Origin of the sequence: Spiroplasma cantharicola, from assembly GCF_001281045.1 — a bacterium.
In the GTDB taxonomy this organism is placed as follows: Bacteria; Bacillota_I; Bacilli_A; order Mycoplasmatales; family Mycoplasmataceae; genus Spiroplasma_A; species Spiroplasma_A cantharicola.
Window position 1 is genome coordinate 283,454 of sequence record NZ_CP012622.1, and the last position, 19,093, is coordinate 302,546.

Consider the following 19,093-nt stretch of genomic DNA (forward strand, 5'->3'; position numbering starts at 1 on the left):
AAAAAAAATATGGGTTTTTGTTATAATCTATCTAGCGAGGTAAGTATGGCATTAAAATTTAAAAGAGTTTTATTGAAAATATCTGGTGAAGCTTTAAAAGGTAATGGAGACATTTATGATAAAGAGAAACTAGATGCAGTTGCAAAACAAGTGATTGAACTAACGAATCAAGGGTTGCAAATTGGAATCGTAATTGGTGGGGGAAATATTTGAAGAGGTAAATTAGCAGATACTCTTGAATTATTTAGAATTGAAGCAGATTATATGGGAATGTTAGCAACAATTATGAATGCATTAGCATTTGAAGCAACATTAAGAAAATTAGGTTTTGATAAAGTTAAAGTTTATTCATCATTAGAAATCAAAACAGTAACAAGTTCATATAACTATAGAAATGCAAGAGAAAAACTTGATGAAGGTTATGTAACAATTTTTGCTGGAGGAACTGGTTATAGTTACTTTACAACTGATACTGGAGCAAGTATCAGAGCAATTGAAATTAAAGCAGATGCTTTATTGATGGCTAAAAATGGAACTAAAGGAGTTTATGATTCAGATCCAAATACTAATTCCAAAGCAAAATTTTTAAAAAAATTAACACATAATGATTTAGTTGCAGGTAACTTACAAGTTATGGATTCAACTGCTGCAGCATTATCAAGAGATGGTAAATTAGAAATTGTTGTCTTTGATATGAATGGTGCAGATAATATTATAAAGATTGCACACGGTGAATTAGAAAGCACTGTAATTAAATAAGAGAGGAATTAATATATGTCACATGAAATAATTGATATTACTGAAATGAGTATGCAAGAAACAATTGAAAGTTTCAAAGAATATTTACTAAAAATTAGAACTGGAAGAGCAAATGCAAGTATGCTAAATAGTGTTATGGTTGATTTTTATGGAACTCCAACTCCATTAAACCAAACATCACAAGTATCTTCTCCTGAACCTCAACAGTTAGTTATTAAACCTTATGATAAAGGTCAAGTAGCAGCGGTTGTTGCAGGGATTAATAAAGCAGATTTAGGTTTAAATCCTATTGCTGAAGCAGATTTAGTAAGAATTAATATACCACCTTTAACTGAAGAAATTAGAAAAGATTTAGTTAAAAAAATGTTAAAGGAGCTTGAAACTTTTAAGGTGAGAATTAGAAATGCAAGAAGAGATGCAAATGAAAAAATTAAAAAAGATAGTTCATCACCTGAAGATGTTAAAAAAGATTTAGAAAATCAAGTTCAAAAACATACTGATAAGTTTATTGAAATGTTAGATAAATTGTCTAAAGATAAAGAAAATGATTTAATGAAAATTTAACGACTAATAAAAAGCTTTTGCTTTTTTTTATTTTAAGTAAAAAAGTCATAATTTAAGGCATTTTATAATTAAAGTACTTTAAAATATTCAATAAAAAAGAAATTAATGTGAGGTTGTAAAACATTTTTTTATATATATACTAAATATTAGAGGTGTAAACTATGGGCTTTAGTATAGGTATGGTTGTATCATATAATCATCAAAATTACGTAATATTAGAGATAATTGAAAAACAAATTGATGCTAGTTTCATTAAATTTTTTAAGTTAAAAAATCTAATTGATAAACAAATAATTACAGTTAATTCTCAAGAAGTTCAACAAATTCACTTAAAACCAAAACAAGTAGTTAATAAAGAAGAAACTCAAAACCAAATTACTGATACTAGTTATATTGAATCTTTATTTTCAGAAATAGGTTCAACACAAGAAACAGATGATATTAGTTTATTCGATTTAACTGGCGAAAATACTTTTACTTTGGACGATGTGATTTTTGAAAAATATCCAAGTGATGATTTTGAAAATGAGGGAACTATAAACATATTTGATAAAACAAACACTACAATGTTGGTAGAAAACTTTCAAACACCAGAAGCAAAAGTACACTTAACACCAAGACGAAAATCATCATTAGAAAATATTTCACCAATTAGTGAAACTTTCAGTAATCTTAAAATGGTAGGAGAAGTAGCCACTAAAACTGCTGAAATAATACCTACAAGAAAATTACAAGCAGAAAAAAGGCAATCTGAAATTAATAGAATTCAAGAAATTAGAGATTTTCAAAAACATGAATTAGAATATAAAAATAAGAAAATTAAAGAAAATTCATCATTAGATGAAACAGTCTATAATACTAATGATAAGTTCAAAAATTACTTAATTAAAGAATTGCAATCTGAACCTTTAAATGAAAGAAGCTCTTATATATTAAAAGAATTAAACTCTAATTTAATTAGTAAAAATGATAAAACTAAAGAAATTGATAGTAAAGATCTTGCAAATGTTGGTGCAAATGAAGAATTAAAAAATGATTTTACAGAATCTTTAGAAAAAGAATTTAAGTTAAATAATGTTTCTGACAGTTCAAATAGAGTAATTAATGAAAAACACTTTGACACATTAGAAACTGGCCCTTTAAATACTAAAAGATTATTTGAAAATTTCAATAAACAACAAAACTTTCAAGATAGTTTAAATGAAAAATATAATAATAATATTGAAAATACAAATACTTTATTTGGAGTAAATAGAAATTTTAATCAGGATGCTTTAAAAAATTCTAAAATTTATAAAAAATTTAAATTAATGAGTCTATGATTAATAATTTTATTATTATTAATGGTTATTACTCCTTTAGTTGGAATATTTGTAAAAACTTCAATGTATTGAGTTGAGAATAAAACAATTGATTTAAATGCAATATTTTCTATTGCTTCTAATAATGCAATAGATATGATTTTTGTTGTAACTTCTGCATTACTTGCTTTAGCATTTCTAATTTATTTAGTTTTCTATTTAATAGTTATTAGTGATAAACAATATAAAAAAATTGCTTTCTATAACTTTCAACTTGAGAATAAAGTTGAGATAATTGATTCAATTCAAAATTATAATGATGAATCAAGTGTTTATTTAATAAAAGTTCATAATGAAATTAAAAAAATTAAAAAAGAAATTAATAAAATTAATCAACAGCAATTAAATGTAGTAGTTTCTAAAAAAGAGGAAAATGCTCAAAAAATTTCACACTAAAAGGTCATTTATATGACTTTTTACTTTTATTTTGTAATAAAATATAATTTGAGGTGCAAAAATGCAACATTGAGATATAAAAATTTTATTTCCGATACTTTTTATAATTTGTACTATTTCAATAGTATTTTTGTGTAAAAAAGAAAAATTACAAAAGGATAGTTACTTATGATTAATTCAAACTATTCTATTTTGATCAGCAGCTGGTTATGCAGGAGTAGAAATAAAAAATCAAATAAATTTACAGCAAAATATTAGTTCTACAAATTTTATTTTAGCTAGTGTTTTCTCAACTTTTTTATTTTTAATTATTTTAAAACCACTTGCCACGTTTACAACAGGAATTATTCAAAATAGAAAGATTTGAATTCAAATAAGTAGTATTTTATTAGTCTTGATTATAGTCTTAACTAGTTTCTTAAATTTATCATTATGAATTTTAATAATTGTAGCTTTAATGCTTTCATTTTGTTTAGCAAGTTCAACTTTATTTACTTTATTTTTAAATGAACAAAGCTTTTTTAGAATATATATTATGCCTTCAGTTTGAATTTCATTTATATTTATTTCTTTTTCATCTTCTTTAGGAATTTATTTTAGTAATGTAAATATGATTGCTAATAGCCAGGCTGTAACAATTTTATTTAATGTAATTTTAATACTTATGTTAATTGTAGGTTTTATAGTTAGTTTAATAATTAAGGAAAACAAAAATTTAGTACAAGTTTTTGATAATGAGGTTTTGGACCAGTTACCTAGAAAAAATAATTTTACTTTCTTTGTAATTTATACATTGGCTTTTTTATTAACTTTAACTAGTGCAATTAATAATTCACTGTTTATAAAACTATATATCGCTTTAAATTTAACTAATTTAAATCTGAATGATGAAAATGTTTTACTTTGATTAAGAATTAATGAATTTGTTTATTTAATTCCCACAATTTTAGCTTCAATAGTTAGTTATAAGTTTTTAAGAAAAATAATAGAACAAAAATATTTAATTTATATTAATATGTTTGTTTTGTTTTCAGCATATACAATAATGGCATTTGTTTCTAATCCATTCATTTTTATATTATTAAATATAATAACTGGAATTTGTTTTAATCAGATAATTTACTCATTATTTTCAGCTTGTGTATTTTGAAATTATAGAGCCAAAAAAAATCCTGTTACAGGCTTATATGGTAGTTCAATTTTTGCAGCATATTTTATTGTTGAAGTTACACAAAATAGCTTATCTACTTCAAAAGTCACTATTTTTAAAAATTTTTCTAATTTAAATCAATTATTTATTTTTAAAAATAATTCAACGACAGGTGAATTTGAAAGGGTATTAAGATCATTTGATAATTTCTCAACTCTAATAATTTCTATTGCATGTGTAATTGTACTTATTTCAATATTAATATTTTATTTTATGAGCAACAAAATATTTTCAGACTATAATAAGTATAATTCAGCCACAAAAAATTTAAAAATGTTAATTAAGAAAAGAGTTATTACAAAAACAAAAACCAAATTAAATTTACAAGCAATAGAAGAGGACATTAATCAAGATTATGAATAGGATTTTTAATAGTGAAATTGAAGTTATATTTGAAGTTAATCCTTTTGAAATAAAAAGTATTAAAAAATCAAATATAGAAATAATATATCAACAAAGTTCAAATTGACAAAAAAACTGACCAATTTTATTTCCTATATGTGGAAACTTAAATGGAAATTTAGAACATAATGGTAAATTACTTAAACTTGAAAGACATGGTTTTTTCAAAGAAATAAAAAGTTGAAAAATTATAGAACACTCTCAAAGTAAAATTACTCTTGAATATATCTCAAAAGAGGATTTTTATGAAATTTATCCATTTAAGTTTAAAATGACAATTGAATTATATTTAGATAAAAATAATTTCTTTTTAAATATAATTATAAAAAATTTAGAATCAGAAGAAATGTTTTTTTCTATAGGTCATCATCCAGGTTTCAAATTTTTAAATAGGTCAAACTTACAAATTGAAAAACCTATTTTATTTTCAGATAAATTTGAAAATGGACTTATTCTAAATCTTGAAAAAGATATTAAAATTAAAGAATTTACAAATCAAAGTTTGGATTTTAGTGATAGCAAATCTTATATAACAGATGACTATAATAATCAAGATATAAATATAAATAGTGGAGAAATAAAATTTAAGATTAAAACTAATGATTTTAAGGATTTAGTCTTATGAAGAGAAAATAATAGTTGTGATTTTATTTGTGTTGAGCATTGAAATGGTTTACCAGATAGAGTAAAAAGAATTTCAAATGAATTAAAAGATAAACCTGAAATTTTGACTTTGAAAACTGATGAACAAAAAGAGTTTTTATTAAATATTGAATTTTAAAAAAAAGATGCTATTGCATCTTTTTTCATTCCTCATAGTATTCCATAATCAATTCCTTTAATTCTGGAACTAACATATCTTGTTGTACGGTTTTAAATATTTTTCCTTTTTTAAATATAATTCCACCCTTATTACCACCAGCAATACCAATATCTGCTTGACTTGCTTCTCCTGGGCCGTTTACAACACAACCAAGAATAGCTACTTTTAGGGGGAATTGAAGTTCTTCTACAAATTCTTCAACTTCTTTAACAACTTCTCTTAGAGCAAATTCTAATCTTCCACAAGTAGGACAAGCTATTACTTCGACCATATTTTCAAAAAGACCTAGTGAGTTTAATAGTCTCTTAGCCACTTTAATTTCTTCAACGGGATCTTCACTTAAACTAATTCTAATTGTGCTACCAATTCCTCTTTGTAAAAGATAACCAAGACCAAAACTAGATTTTATAGCTCCATTTAATAAACTACCAGCCTCAGTTATACCTAAGTGAGCAGGATAGTTTCAATTTTCACTAGCTAGTTCATAGGCTTCAATTGCCATTAATGGGTCAGTTGCTTTAAGAGAATAAATTATATTTTTAAAATCATATTTTTCTAATATTTCAATATGTTCTCTAAGAGATTCAACCATTGCTTTTGCAGTTCACCCATATTTAGCAACCATTTTTTTGGGCAAACTTCCTGAATTAACTCCAATTCTTATTGGTATTTGCTTTTCTTTACATTTTTCAACAACTGCAATTGTGTTTTCTTCAATACCAATATTACCAGGATTGATTCTTATTTTAGCACATCCAGCATCTGCTGCTATTAGAGCAAATTTATAATTGAAATGTATATCTGCAACAATTGGAACAGGAGAATTATCAACAATTTCTTTAAGCGCATTGGCATCATCAATACCTAAAACAGCAACACGCACTATTTGGCATCCTTCTTTATAAAGAGAATTTATTTGTTTTAAAGTTTCTTTAACATTATGAGTTTTTGAAGTTGTCATTGATTGAATAACAACATTATTATTGCCCCCAATTTCAATATTGCCAACCATAACTTTACGTGTATTAATTCTATTTATCATAAATTTCACCAAATTGTCTTTTCTTTACTAAAATATTATACACTCTTTTATAAACTAAATTTTAGTACAGATAATGGGGTTATAAATAATTTTTATGTATAATTAATACAGTAAGGGGTAAAAATCATGTCAGAGAAAATTACATTAAGAGATATAGTTAAAATTAATAAAAAACTTGCCTCTAAAGAATATGAATCTCAAAAAGAATTTAGTTCATATTGTGATGTTATTCAAGAATATATCGATGAGACTTTTTTCAAAAATGATGCAATTATTGAAAAATTAGTTGAATATTGTGAAAATAGTGCAAGATATCTAGATATTACTTTTAAAAAAGCTAGTGGCATTATATTAAGTGATGAAAATGTTCATAATTATACAAGTAATATAAAAAGAGCAATTGAAAAAACAATTTTTATGGAAGAGCGAATTTTTAATTTTTCTATTTTTGTAGAGATAAAAAGTATATTTAAGTATTTTTTAGAAAAATCAAAAGAATATGAATCTTTAAAAAATTTTAAAGATTCATATAGTGTAAGTTCAATTGAATTTCATCAACAAAATGAAAGTTTTAAATATCTTTATACAATATTTGATAAATTAACTTATATTGCAAAACATCTAAAAGATAAATATTACAAAAAAGAGCCTACAAAATATTCTAGTGATGCTCTAAGATTTTCAAATGACTTTTTACCAAATATTTCTTTTTTAGCAAAAAGTGCTCAGGACTTTCAAAAATTATCAGATATCATTGAAAGAGTTACTTATTCAAAAGCATGACATTATATTAGAAGATTGAGAAATTCTATTGAACATGATTTTGTTGATCCGACATATAAATACAATATTTGCTTTTCATTAGAGTTATTATTCATAATAATTGGTAGAATATTGCTAGCATTAAACAAATACTTACAATCAGATGAACAAATCAAAGAAACATTGGAATCATTAAGAGTAGAAAAATAATTTAATTTAAGAGGGACATTATGAATAAATGAAATGAAATACAACTAAATAATTTTAATGGACCACTAGATTTATTACTTCATTTAATAAAAGAAAAAGAAATGAATATTATGGATATTAATTTATTAGAACTTTCTTCACAATATATAACATATATTAAAGAGTATGAATTATTAGATATTGAAATAGCAAGTGAGTATTTAGTTATGGCAGCTTATCTTATTGAATTAAAATCAAAGTTATTAATTCCAAAAGAAGAAGTAGAAGTTGATTCAAACTATGAAGAACAAGAAAGAGATGACTTGATACGTAGATTAATGGAATATCATAAAATTAAGGAAGTAACAAATTTCTTTAAACTTAAACAAGAGGATTTTTTAAAAACTTTTAGTAAAACAAAAAGTATAATAAAAGTAGCTAAAATTGATGATGATGAATTACCTTTAGCTCAAAATAATATTGATATTGAAAAATTCTCAAATATTTTTCTAAGAGCAATTGAAAAAAATAAATTCCAGAGAATGGAAGTTAATACAATTAATAGAGTTGATATTTCTCCTGAAGAAGTTGCAGAAGAAATAAAGTCATTTTTAAAAAATAATAATATTAATGAAATTGATTTGGCTAAACTAATTGAATTAAAAGAATTTTCAATTAGAATGATGGTAGCAACTTTCTTGGCGGTGCTAGACTTAGCTGCCAAGAAAGTTATAACGCTTTCTCAAAATGGAGATGAAGTTATTGTAAAATATTTAAGTTAATTTAATAAGAGGAGATAGTTATGGATAACAATAAAAAGATAGCAATTGTTGAAGGTTTATTATTTTTAAGTGGTGATGAAGGAACAACAATTGAAGAATTACAATTTATTTTAAATGAAGGTAATATTGGTGAAATTGAAAAAATTATTGATAAATTAATTGATAGATATAGTAAAGATAAAGCTTGTGGACTAAACATTCAAAAATTTGCAAAAAATAAGTTTAGATTAATTACTAAAAAAGAAAACGCAGAATATTATACAAAACTTGCAAATGTAAAAACTGAATCAAAGCTTTCAACAGCAAGTATTGAAACTCTTTCAATAGTTGCTTATAAGGGACCAATATCAAGAGCTAATGTTGAAGACATTAGAGGAGTAAATTGTGAGACAATCTTTTATAAATTAAAATTAAGAAATTTAATTGAAGAAGCTGGAAAATCCCAAGATGTAGGTAAACCAATGTTATATAAAGTCACAGATGATTTTTTAAAATATTTTAATTTAAACAGCTTAGATGAGTTACCAAAACTAAAAGAAGCAATAGAAGAAGAAAAAGACATTTTTAATAGAGGTTCATAATGGAAGAAAGATTGCAAAAAATAATAGCAACTAGGGGATATTGTTCAAGAAGACAAGCAGAAAGACTAATTGAACAAGGTAGAGTAAAAGTTAATGGAACTGTTATCAGAGAAATGGGTTCAAAATTTGATACTAATGTAAAAATTGATATTAATAATAAAAATTTAGATGAAAATAAAGAGAAGGTTTACTATTTATTTAATAAGCCAAGATTAGTGTTAACAACAATGCATGATCCAAAGGATAGAAAGACTGTAGCAGAGTTTTTTAAAGATTCAAAATTAAGAGTATATCCTGTGGGAAGACTTGACTATGATGTTTCTGGAGCATTAATTATGACAAATGATGGAGAATTTGCAAACTTTGTAATGCATCCCAAATATGAATTTAGAAAAACATATCAAGCGTTATGTAAGGGAAAAGTTCATAAGTATCAAATCAAAAAACTTGTAGATGGTGTTATTATTGATGATGATTATAAAACAAAAGCAATCCAAGCAAGAATGTTGAAATATGATGAGGAATATGATGAATCTGTAATTGAATTAACAATTGCAGAAGGAAGAAAACATCACGTAAAGAAAATGTTAGTTGCTGCAGATATTTATTTAAGAAAATTAAAAAGAACTCAAATAGAGTTTTTAACAATTGATGATTTACCAATAGGTAAGTTTAGAGAACTAAAATCACACGAGATTAAACAATTTTATGGAATTTATAATTCATTAAAGGTTAAGAGAGGTAAATAAATGAGAATAGCTATTTTTGGAACAGTTGGTGCGGGCAAATCAACTATTAGTGAAGAAATTTCAAAAAGACTAGGTTATGAAATATTTCCAGAACCAATTGATAATAATCCATACTTTGATGATTATTACAAGGATATGCAAGCAAATGTATTTAAAATGCAAATATATATGCTTACTGCAAGAAGTCAACAATTAATTGAAGCAAGATCTTTAGAAAATGTTATTTTTGATAGAACTATTTTAGAAGATCCAATTTTTGTTGCAGTTAATCATGAATTAAAAACAATGAATGATGTTGATTATAAAACATATACTGATTTTTACGAACATGTAGTTATTCCAAATTTAGCTCATAGAGCGACATTTGATTTAGTAATTTATTTAAAAGTTTCAACTGATAAAGCAATTCAAAGAATTAAAGAAAGAGGAAGAAGTCAAGAGTTGAATACTCCAAGACAATATTGAGAAACTTTAAATAAGAAATATGATGATTTTTTTGAAAGAAGAAAACATATGTTTGAGTTTTTAGTAGTTGATGCAGAAACAGATGATTTAAATATAAAAATGAATTTTATTATGGAAAAAATATATGAAAAAAATCCTAAATTGATAAAATAAAATTAGTGTGAAATTTAAAAGATTGTTTTAGAAAAGGAGTTTTAAAATGGGAAGAGCACATGAAGTTAGAAAAGCAAGTATGGAAAAAACTGCTGCTATGAAATCAGCAATCTATGGTAGAGCTTCAAAAGAAATATATATGGCAGCAAAAGGTGGTAGCAAAGATCCTGATTCAAATTTGGCTCTTAGAAGTGCTATTGATAAAGCAAAATCTAAGCAAGTTCCAGCAGATGTAATTCAAAGAGCAATTAAAAAAGCTGAAGGTGGAGATGCTGATAATTATACTTCAAATAGATATGAAGGTTATGGACCAGGAAATTCAATGATAATTGTTGAATCACTTACAAATAATGTTAATAGAGCTATAGCTGAAATAAGAGATGCATTCAATAAAAACGGTGGAAAAATTGCAAATAGTGGAGCAGTATCTCACTCATTTCAAGCAGTAAGTATTTTTGCATTTGATCAAAAAAATGTTGAAGAAACTTTAGAATTATTAATGGAAACAGATTGTGAAGTAAATGATGTTGTTGAAGAAGAAAATATGACAGTAATTTATGCTCCATTCAACTCTTTTAATCAAGTAAAAAAAACATTAGATTCAGCAGGTATTAATAATTACAATATAGCAGAAACAACTATGTTAGCAGATGAAATGATTAATTTAACAGATAGTGAAGTGAAAGCTGGATTTGAAAAACTTATTGATAGATTAAATCAATTAGAAGATGTACAAGAAATTTATCATAATGTTGAAAATTAAAAGTTATAAAAAAATCAATAGTTAAACTATTGATTTTTTTGTTTTTATCAAATTTTAATTCTCTTTGACTTTTCAAGATACATTTTATCTCCTGGTTTTGTTTCATAAGCTTCATGGAATTCATCAATATTTATTAAAACACCATTGCATCTAAATTCTTCAGGTGAATGAGGATCTATTAATAAACGAGTATTTTTTAATTCATCAGTAGATTTTCTCATTCAAACTGTAGCGTAATTTTCAAAAAATAATTTGATATCTTTTTTACATTGTTCTTTACAAATATCTAAAGCCGCAGCAACTCCACTTAAATCACCAATATTTTCACCCAGAGTTAATTTTCCATTTACTTTAGTTCCATTAATTTCATAGTTATTGTACTGTTCAACTAATTTCTCAGTTCTCAAGTTATATTGTTTATAATCTTCATCAGTTCATCAGTTTTCAAAATTCCCATTTTTATCAAACTTACTTCCTTCATCATCAAATCCATGACTTACTTCATGGCCAATTACAGCACCAATACCACCTAGATTTTTAGCTCTTGGTTCTTTTATATCGTAAAATGGTTTTTGCAATATTCCAGCTGGAAAACAAATTTCATTTGAAGTAGGGTTATAATAAGCATTAACAGTTTGTGGATTCATATATCATTTTGTTTTGTCAACTGGAAGATTTATTTCAGTTAATTCTTTTTGAATAAAGTGTTTTGATAGGTTTCTAATATTTTCATATAAATTGCCACCTTGTTCATAACTCCTAATTTCAATTTTTGAATAGTCATCAAATTTATCTGGAAAACCAATTTTTATTGTAAATGAGTTTAATTTTTCAATTGCTTTTTGTTTTGTAGTTTGACTCATTCACTCTAAATTATTAATTCTTTTTGAATAAACTTTAATTAAGTCTTTAACAATTCCTAAAACATCTTCTTTTGATTCTTGTGAAAAGTATTTTTTAACGTATTCTTTTCCCAACAATTCTCCAAGTTTAGAATTGGTAAATTCAACAGCTCTATCAATTTCTGGTTTCATTTCTTTAACTCCACTAAAAATACTTGAGTAGTTAAAATTTATTTGATATAGATCTAAACTTAATATTGATGAAAAAGCAACAAGAGTTTTTATTTTCAATAAATCTTTTAAATCTTCTAATTCAAAATTATTTAAAATTTCATTTAATTTTTTTAAAAATTTTGGCTCTGTTAATATTATTATTTCAGCTTTTGCATAACCTGTTTGAGTTAGATAATCATTTCAATTAATAAATGGACAATACTTATCTAAGTCAGTTATTTTAACAACATTATAAATATTTTCTGGACTTCTTAATTCCTCTTGTTTTAACATACTTTGAGATATTTCTTTTTCAAAGTTATAAACCAAATCAAAAATATTTTTTGTTTTAAAACTTAACTTTGTTGCTCTTGACATATCTTCCAAATATGTTTTATATGCAGCTTTAATATCATTGTGTCTAGGGTGATTTTCATCATAGAAATCTCTATCTGACATTCCTAAACCCATTGAACCAATCATTAAAGCTCTTTTATTACTATCTTTAAAATCAGAGTCAATTGTCTTTGAGTGAAAATAAGAAATATTAAAATCTTTAAAACCTTGTATTAAAAATTTAGTAAATTCTTTTTTTGAAGATAAAGAATCAATTAATTTTATAATTGCCATTATTGGTTCGATACCTTGTTCATTTCTTTTTTTAACATTTAAATAATTTTTAAAAATATTAGTAATTTTTTCTTGATCACTTTTTAATTTAGACTCTTTTGATTTAAACTCTAAAATTAATTCTTTGATATCATCCATTGATTTTTTATGTAACATTTCAAAACTACCTCATGATGGATATCCACTTGGCAATTCTGTATTATCAATTCATTCTTTATTCATATAATCAAAGAAATTATCTTGAGGTCTTATTTTTATTGACATAAATACATCTCCTTTATACAAATTAGATTATAGACTAATAAAGAAATAAACAATAAAAAACAGCTAAAAGGAGATTTAGATAATTTTGTTATAATTATCTAGATAAAGAGGTGCTAATATGAATCGCGATATTATTTTATTAAGAACTGTTGAAGTAGCTGCAATTGCTTCATATAAATATATTGGTAAAAAAAATAAGAACTTAGTTGACCAAGCTGCAGTTGAAGCTTTTCAAGTAATGTTAAAAAACGAAAAGGGTTTTAAATTGAAAGTTGTAAATGGAGAAGGTGAGCTAGATGAGGCCCCAATGCTTTTTGTAGGGCAAATATTGGGAGATTTAGAAGACCCTAGTGTCTTAACATATGATGTTAGTGTTGACCCTGTTGAGGGAACTCATCCAGCAGCTTATAATTATGCAGGGAGCATTTCTACCATTGCTTTTTCTAGAGAAAATACAATGTTACAGCTCCCTGAAATGTATATGGAAAAACTATTTGTTAGTACCGAATTTAAGGAATGTATTAATTTATCAAAGGGAATTGTATTTTCAATTGAAGCAATGCAATTTCATGCCAAAAGAAAGGATTTAAAATGTATTATTTTGGATAAACCCCGTCATCAAGAAATTATAAGAAAAATGAATGATATGGGAATAATTGTAAGACTTATTCAAGATGGTGATGTTTTAGCAGCGATAGATGTTGTTAATGGAGAAGCTGATTTTGTTTATGGAATTGGAGGCGCTCCTGAAGGTTCATTAATGGCCGCATTATCTATTTCTTCTGATTGTAAAATGCAATCACGACTTGTAAGATATGAAGAAGTTTGACCAAATGAACTTGAAACCATAGAAAGACAAAATAAGGAGAGAGCTTGATTAGAAAAATATAATCTTGATTTTGATTCAATACTGCATGATTTGGACTTAATTGATGATCATAAAGTTAGATTTTTTGCAGCAGGCTTAACTGCTGGGGGAAGTTTAAAACCAGTAGATTACAAAAATGGAAAATTTTATGTAAATGCTTTTATGTCTTCTCATGGAATAGTTAGAAATTTCAATTCAGTGTATGATGTAAAAAAAGTAAATTCTTTAAAACCTGAGATTAAATTTTTATTTGACAAATACAAAAGATAGTATTTTAAAGTTATATAATTAACTTAAGGAAGGTGGTTTTTATGGATTCTTTAAATAAGATACTTTTAATTGCTTTAGGATTATCGCTAATTTCTTTAATTACTATAAGAATTTTTAATACTTTTAGTTTGAATAAAATAATAATTCATGAAATAAACACCGCAGATAGTAATATTTCAAGTTCAAAAATTGATTCGATAATATCTAAATTTATGGTTTATTTAAGAGCTGAAGAAATTAATGTGCTTTATGGTGAAACTGAAAGTTATTATAGAATTAACCAAATGTTAAACAAAAGGAAAAAACAGATAGTAATACCAAAATGAATTATGCCAAGTGTAGGTTACGAATTGGATTATATACTGGCAAGCATTTGATTTAATGTTAAACTTTATCAAAAGGATAAAGATATAAAAAGAATTCAATTAATAGTTAAATGAATTCCTTTATTTTTATATATTATTTATTATTCAACTTTAATAACAGCAATTGTTTTTTCATTTTTAAATAAAGCTTCAATTATTAAAGAAAATCCTTCAAAATTTCTGATTTTCCTTTTTGAAAAACCAATATTTGAATTTATTTCGATTACAGCATTTCTTTTTATTGTTACTTTAATGTTTTTTTCAAATAGTCTAAAAAATGGTTTAGAAGAAAAATATGAAATGGAAATTATTCAATTTGTAAAAAATGAATGTGATAGTTATAATAAAGATATTTCAATTGCTAGAATTTATTCAAAAGAATTTAATAAGCTTGATTTTAAAGTATTTAGATTTAATTCTAAAACATCGAACTTAAAATTTGTGGGTCCATTCACTTTACTTTAATAAATAAAAAAATGAGAGTAATCTCATTTTTTTATTTATTATTAACCCTGACCTAATCCTTTTTCTTTTCATTCAGCCATAATTTCTTCTTTACCACCAGGTTTAGAATATCTATCTTTATATTGTTTATATCTTTCTTTACATTCACTTAGTTCGTGCATTGCTTCTTTTGCTGAACCCCAACCATTAATTTTAACTTCTTTTTTTTGTAATGCTTTATATTGTAAAAAGAAATTTTCAATCTCGTCTTTTAAATGCTGAGGAACATCTTCTAATTTTTTATATGAATCAAATCTTCTATCATCTGCAAATACACCAAATAGTTTAGTATCAATTTCACCAGCATCAATCATTTTAATTGAACCCAAAATTCTAACATTTACTCCAACACCAGGAAGTGTAGGATAGGTTACAAGACTTATAACATCTAGTGGATCTCCATCTCAATCAAGAGTTTCAGGAACAAAGCCATATTCTCCTGGGTAAAAATTAGCCCCATATAAAACTCTATCTAAACTAATTTCATTAGTATTAATATCATATTCATATTTATTTGAACTACCTTTTGGTATTTCAACAATCATTTTAATTACATTTTTTTCCATCATTAAGATCTCCTTTATAAAATTATTTTATATTAAAAGTTTTGACTTATAACATTAGTTTCTAAAATAAATGTTTATTTATTAATTTTACAAGTAATTTAGCACTAAACAAAAAGATAGTTAAGTTTAATGATAGTTTAGCAATTGATACTCCAAATCCTGTTCATAGTAGCACGTTCCATCCATAACTATTTTTTTGTGGCATGATTCCAGGATATAAAGTGCTGTATCATTGAAATATAAAATTTTGGTTACAAGCAAAAGAAATCAGCGCAGAAATGATAGTTGCTAAAGCTCCTGCAATAACTATTAATAATAAATATCATTTCATTTGATTTTCCTTTTTGATTTTAAAAAGTATGCTTCTTTTTAATAGAAAAAATATAAAGGCAAAAAAGATAATAAAACTTAAATCTGAAATTGTCATTGCCAATACACCAATCACATTACTTGGGAGGGGTAATACCATCCTTAATGAATTTGCTAAAATATTAAATAGTGCAGCATAACAAACATTTGTTGCTAGGTATATAAATAAAATCCCGATTAAAGAGAATTCAATTGTAAAAGCTTCTGCTATTGCTAAGCCCCCAATTGTATATTTACTAATAATTGTAAATACTATTTCAATTGCAAAAAGCATTGCCAATAGCGATATTCTTTTAATATCTAAAACAAAATTATCTTTTAATACCATTCTTCAGTTGTATTTATTTATTTCTGCAAAGTCATATTTATGACCCCAAAAACTATAAGTATTTTCCATTTTAACTCCTTTGAAATAAAAAGCCCTTATTATTAAAAGCAAAAGGGCGATTAGTATACAACAAAAATATAAACTAAAAAGCTTATAAAAATGCCATGGTATTTTCTCTCATCCGGACTTTACCGTCGGTTTCAGAATTTCACTGAATCAGCTTTTTTTACGAGCTCATGGACTATTACCATCGGTAAGGAATCACACCTTGCCCCGAAAATACACACAAGATTATTATAAACAACAAATAAAAAAAGTAAAAATTATAAAAATTATAATTTTTATTTATAATTTTTATAATTTAATATATAATATTTTTGAGAAATAAGAGGAGATAAATATGGAAAAAAAGAACCATGAAATACCAGATCATGATGACGTAAAAGAGGGTAAAAAAGACCATTATCATGACGAACACCACTTTGATTCTCTAGGTAACCACGATGATATAGATGACACTGATTTTCATTGAAAAAACAGCTTATTTACAAGTAGAAGAAATTTAACATTTAAAATAACTTTAACTGGAGTATTCTTAGCTTTAGCTGTTGCCTTATCAGCATTTGAAATGCTTTATGAACAGTTGTTAGATAAGATACCATTATATGGTGTTGCTATTCCTTTTAGAATATTAGATATATTAGTTATAACATTATCACTTGCTGCATTAGGTCCAATTTTTTCTGGCCTGATAGCATTTATAGTCCCATTTATTCATTTAATAGATGCACACAATCCACTAACTTTGTTAATTGATAGTTTTGGATATTTTGTATCAATTTGATTAATGTGATTTGTTTATTACTTTATTTTTAGAAATTCAAGTATTCATAAACATCCAATTAAAAGTGTAGATAAATTTAAAAGATGAAGTCCAATTGCTATCTATGTACCTATCATTACAATTATTTATACTATGTTAGTATTTGCAATGTTATACATTACAACAAACAGTGACCATGGTCATGATCATAGTCACTTATCAACTGAAATGATTAATTCATATCATGAAGCTCATTCAGGAGAGTGAACAAGTATAAAAGAAAATATTGGAATATTTATAGGTGTTATTTCAGCTGTTGAATTAGTTAGATTTTCAATTTGTTACATATTATTTGCAATAATTGAACCTCAAGTTAAAAAAATTAATCATTATTACAAGTAAAAATAAATTTTTTATCTTTTTAACAGATTATTTGATAAAATCTATATGAAAGTTAAAAATAGTGAGGTAAATAAAAAATGGCAGGAAAAAAACCAATATTTGTTTCTATGGATTTAGGAACAGCATATACATTAGTTTATATTGAAGGAAATGGAATAGTTTACAACGAACCTTCAATTGTAGCATATAAAATTAAAGAAAATAAAATTATAGCAGTTGGTGCAGAAGCATACAAAATGATTGGAAAAGGAAATAAAAATTTAAGAATTGTTAGACCAATGGTTGATGGTGTTATTACTGATATCAAAGCAACTCAAGCACAATTAAATTATATCTTTGCAAGACTTAGATTAGAAAAAGCTTTAAAAAATTGTGTTATGTTGTTGGCTTGTCCATCAGCAATTACACAATTAGAAAAAACAGCACTTAAAAAAATAGCACTTAGTTTAGGTGCTGCTGAAGTATTTATTGAAGAAGAAGTAAAAATGGCAGCCTTGGGTGGAGGAGTTAATATTAACGCTCCAACTGGAAGACTTGTAGTTGACATGGGTGGTGGAACAACAGACGTTGCTGTTATTTCATCAGGAGATATAGTTATTTCAAAATCTATTAAAGTAGCAGGTAACTATTTAAATGAAGAAATTTTGAAATTTATAAGAGCCCAATATGGAATGGAAATCGGTATTAAAACAGCAGAAATAATCAAAATAAATATTGGTTCACTTGCAAAATTCATTGATGAAAAATCAATGAAAGTTTATGGACGTGATGTTGTTTCTGGATTACCAAGAGAGATCGAAATTACACCAGAAGAATTAAGAGAAGTATTGAAAGTTCCTTTATCAAGAGTTATTGAATTAATCGTTCAAGTTCTTGAAATGACACCACCAGAATTAGCTGGAGATATTTTCAGAAATGGAATAGTATTATGTGGTGGAACAGCATTAATTAACGGTATTGCAAAATATGTTGGAGATACTTTACAGTTACCAACTAAAGTTGGAGAACAACCATTATTAGCAGTTATTAATGGAACAAAAAAATTCCAATCTGAAATATTTGATAAATTAAGAAGAGTCAAAGAAGAAATAAGTTATTAATAAAAAAATCCTAATTATAGGATTTTTTTATTATTTATTTATGGAAAAAAATTCTAATTTTTATTTAAAAAAATATAACTTTTTTTGAACTGTGATATAATAAATTTGAAATTATAAGAGATTATAATTTCACATTATCAAAAAAAATTAAAAAAAGTGTTAAACTGTCCAAAAGGCTAATTATTTTATATTTGTAATCTGATCTTTTAATAAACTATGAATGAGTGAGTTTATTAAATAACTTATTATTATAAAATATTCATAAATAAATGAATAAAAAAATTCTCTTCTGAGAATTTTTTTATTTTTTTATTCATCACCAATTTTAACAGCACCAGTAGGACAAACCATTTGGCATTCAACTAATTCTAGATCATTTTCGTTTGCTTCAGCAAAACCATCATCATCCATGAAAAGAGTTTCAGTTTCATCAATTTGCACGCACGCCATACATCCTATACACATTGATTTATCAATTCAAGTTTTCTTCATAAAAACCATCTCCTTTTCTTTAATATAATAACAATAATTTCAATTATTTCTATATT

20 protein-coding genes and 1 riboswitch are annotated in these 19,093 nt (G+C 25.2%); of the genes, 15 read left to right on the plus strand and 5 right to left on the minus strand.

Annotation, left to right across the window (positions count from 1 at the left end):
• Positions 1–45 precede the first annotated feature (45 nt).
• From pyrH to SCANT_RS01310, 5 genes are all read left to right on the plus strand, one after another.
• Positions 46–759 carry a UMP kinase gene (gene pyrH, locus SCANT_RS01290; RefSeq protein ID WP_053945922.1) on the plus strand — a complete coding sequence of 238 codons (714 nt, stop codon included), beginning with the start codon at positions 46–48 and terminating at the stop codon, positions 757–759.
• A gap of 15 nt (positions 760–774) precedes the next feature.
• On the plus strand, positions 775–1,323 hold the full coding sequence (gene frr, locus SCANT_RS01295; protein ID WP_053945923.1) for a ribosome recycling factor: 549 nt from the start codon (positions 775–777) through the stop codon (positions 1,321–1,323).
• A gap of 161 nt (positions 1,324–1,484) precedes the next feature.
• Positions 1,485–3,080 (plus strand): hypothetical protein, encoded by a 1,596-nt coding sequence (locus SCANT_RS01300; protein ID WP_053945924.1) that lies wholly within the window; start codon positions 1,485–1,487, stop codon positions 3,078–3,080.
• Positions 3,081–3,141: 61 nt separating this feature from the next.
• Entirely contained in the window at positions 3,142–4,653 is a 1,512-nt protein-coding gene (locus tag SCANT_RS01305; RefSeq protein WP_053945925.1) for a hypothetical protein, read from the plus strand.
• A complete protein-coding gene (locus SCANT_RS01310; RefSeq protein ID WP_053945926.1) occupies positions 4,646–5,473 on the plus strand; it encodes an aldose epimerase family protein in 828 nt (275 codons plus the stop codon). Before SCANT_RS01305 ends, SCANT_RS01310 begins: the two co-directional genes overlap by 8 nt.
• Positions 5,474–5,483: 10 nt before the next feature.
• Here the strand turns inward: SCANT_RS01310 and ispG are convergent, their stop codons facing one another.
• Entirely contained in the window at positions 5,484–6,557 is a 1,074-nt protein-coding gene (gene ispG / locus SCANT_RS01315) for a flavodoxin-dependent (E)-4-hydroxy-3-methylbut-2-enyl-diphosphate synthase (protein WP_053945927.1), read from the minus strand.
• A gap of 126 nt (positions 6,558–6,683) precedes the next feature.
• On the opposite strand from ispG, the gene SCANT_RS01320 reads away from it, so the two are divergent.
• The 6 genes from SCANT_RS01320 to SCANT_RS01345 are packed head-to-tail and all read left to right on the plus strand — an operon-like array spanning position 6,684 to position 11,001.
• Positions 6,684–7,529: a hypothetical protein gene (locus tag SCANT_RS01320; protein ID WP_053945928.1), complete on the plus strand. Its 846-nt coding sequence runs from the start codon at positions 6,684–6,686 to the stop codon at positions 7,527–7,529.
• Positions 7,530–7,549: 20 nt separating this feature from the next.
• The gene (locus tag SCANT_RS01325; protein ID WP_053945929.1) at positions 7,550–8,290 is read left to right on the plus strand and encodes a segregation and condensation protein A; all 741 of its coding nucleotides are present in this window, start codon (positions 7,550–7,552) and stop codon (positions 8,288–8,290) included.
• A 20-nt stretch (positions 8,291–8,310) separates the two neighbouring features.
• Positions 8,311–8,871 (plus strand): SMC-Scp complex subunit ScpB, encoded by a 561-nt coding sequence (scpB, locus tag SCANT_RS01330; protein WP_053945930.1) that lies wholly within the window; start codon positions 8,311–8,313, stop codon positions 8,869–8,871.
• Positions 8,868–9,620, plus strand: a complete 753-nt coding sequence (locus SCANT_RS01335; protein WP_144416868.1) for a pseudouridine synthase — start codon at positions 8,868–8,870, stop codon at positions 9,618–9,620. The genes scpB and SCANT_RS01335 overlap by 4 nt, the downstream gene beginning before the upstream one ends.
• On the plus strand, positions 9,621–10,238 hold the full coding sequence (locus tag SCANT_RS01340; RefSeq protein ID WP_053945932.1) for a deoxynucleoside kinase: 618 nt from the start codon (positions 9,621–9,623) through the stop codon (positions 10,236–10,238).
• Between the two features lie 46 nt (positions 10,239–10,284).
• Positions 10,285–11,001, plus strand: a complete 717-nt coding sequence (locus SCANT_RS01345; RefSeq protein ID WP_053945933.1) for a YebC/PmpR family DNA-binding transcriptional regulator — start codon at positions 10,285–10,287, stop codon at positions 10,999–11,001.
• A 44-nt stretch (positions 11,002–11,045) separates the two neighbouring features.
• Here SCANT_RS01345 and SCANT_RS01350 read toward each other — a convergent pair whose 3' ends face one another.
• Positions 11,046–12,950, minus strand: a complete 1,905-nt coding sequence (locus tag SCANT_RS01350) for a M13 family metallopeptidase (RefSeq protein WP_053945934.1) — start codon at positions 12,948–12,950, stop codon at positions 11,046–11,048.
• A gap of 118 nt (positions 12,951–13,068) precedes the next feature.
• Between SCANT_RS01350 and SCANT_RS01355 the strand changes: the two genes are divergently transcribed.
• Together SCANT_RS01355 and SCANT_RS01360 are read left to right on the plus strand one after the other, a co-directional pair.
• Positions 13,069–14,088, plus strand: a complete 1,020-nt coding sequence (locus tag SCANT_RS01355) for a fructose-bisphosphatase class II family protein (protein WP_053945935.1) — start codon at positions 13,069–13,071, stop codon at positions 14,086–14,088.
• A 41-nt stretch (positions 14,089–14,129) separates the two neighbouring features.
• A complete protein-coding gene (locus tag SCANT_RS01360; RefSeq protein WP_053945936.1) occupies positions 14,130–14,918 on the plus strand; it encodes a hypothetical protein in 789 nt (262 codons plus the stop codon).
• 41 nt (positions 14,919–14,959) lie between these two features.
• Here SCANT_RS01360 and SCANT_RS01365 read toward each other — a convergent pair whose 3' ends face one another.
• Together SCANT_RS01365 and SCANT_RS01370 are read right to left on the minus strand one after the other, a co-directional pair.
• The gene (locus tag SCANT_RS01365; protein WP_144416869.1) at positions 14,960–15,523 is read right to left on the minus strand and encodes an inorganic diphosphatase; all 564 of its coding nucleotides are present in this window, start codon (positions 15,521–15,523) and stop codon (positions 14,960–14,962) included.
• A 61-nt stretch (positions 15,524–15,584) separates the two neighbouring features.
• Positions 15,585–16,289, minus strand: a complete 705-nt coding sequence (locus SCANT_RS01370) for an ECF transporter S component (RefSeq protein ID WP_053945938.1) — start codon at positions 16,287–16,289, stop codon at positions 15,585–15,587.
• A gap of 96 nt (positions 16,290–16,385) precedes the next feature.
• Positions 16,386–16,505: riboswitch (FMN riboswitch) on the minus strand.
• A gap of 115 nt (positions 16,506–16,620) precedes the next feature.
• On the opposite strand from SCANT_RS01370, the gene SCANT_RS01375 reads away from it, so the two are divergent.
• Together SCANT_RS01375 and mreB are read left to right on the plus strand one after the other, a co-directional pair.
• The gene (locus tag SCANT_RS01375; protein WP_053945939.1) at positions 16,621–17,445 is read left to right on the plus strand and encodes an ECF transporter S component; all 825 of its coding nucleotides are present in this window, start codon (positions 16,621–16,623) and stop codon (positions 17,443–17,445) included.
• Between the two features lie 77 nt (positions 17,446–17,522).
• Positions 17,523–18,545, plus strand: coding sequence for a rod shape-determining protein (gene mreB / locus SCANT_RS01380; RefSeq protein WP_053945940.1), 1,023 nt, complete (start codon positions 17,523–17,525; stop codon positions 18,543–18,545).
• Positions 18,546–18,854: 309 nt separating this feature from the next.
• Here the strand turns inward: mreB and SCANT_RS01385 are convergent, their stop codons facing one another.
• On the minus strand, positions 18,855–19,037 hold the full coding sequence (locus tag SCANT_RS01385) for a ferredoxin (protein WP_235443295.1): 183 nt from the start codon (positions 19,035–19,037) through the stop codon (positions 18,855–18,857).
• Positions 19,038–19,093 lie beyond the last annotated feature (56 nt).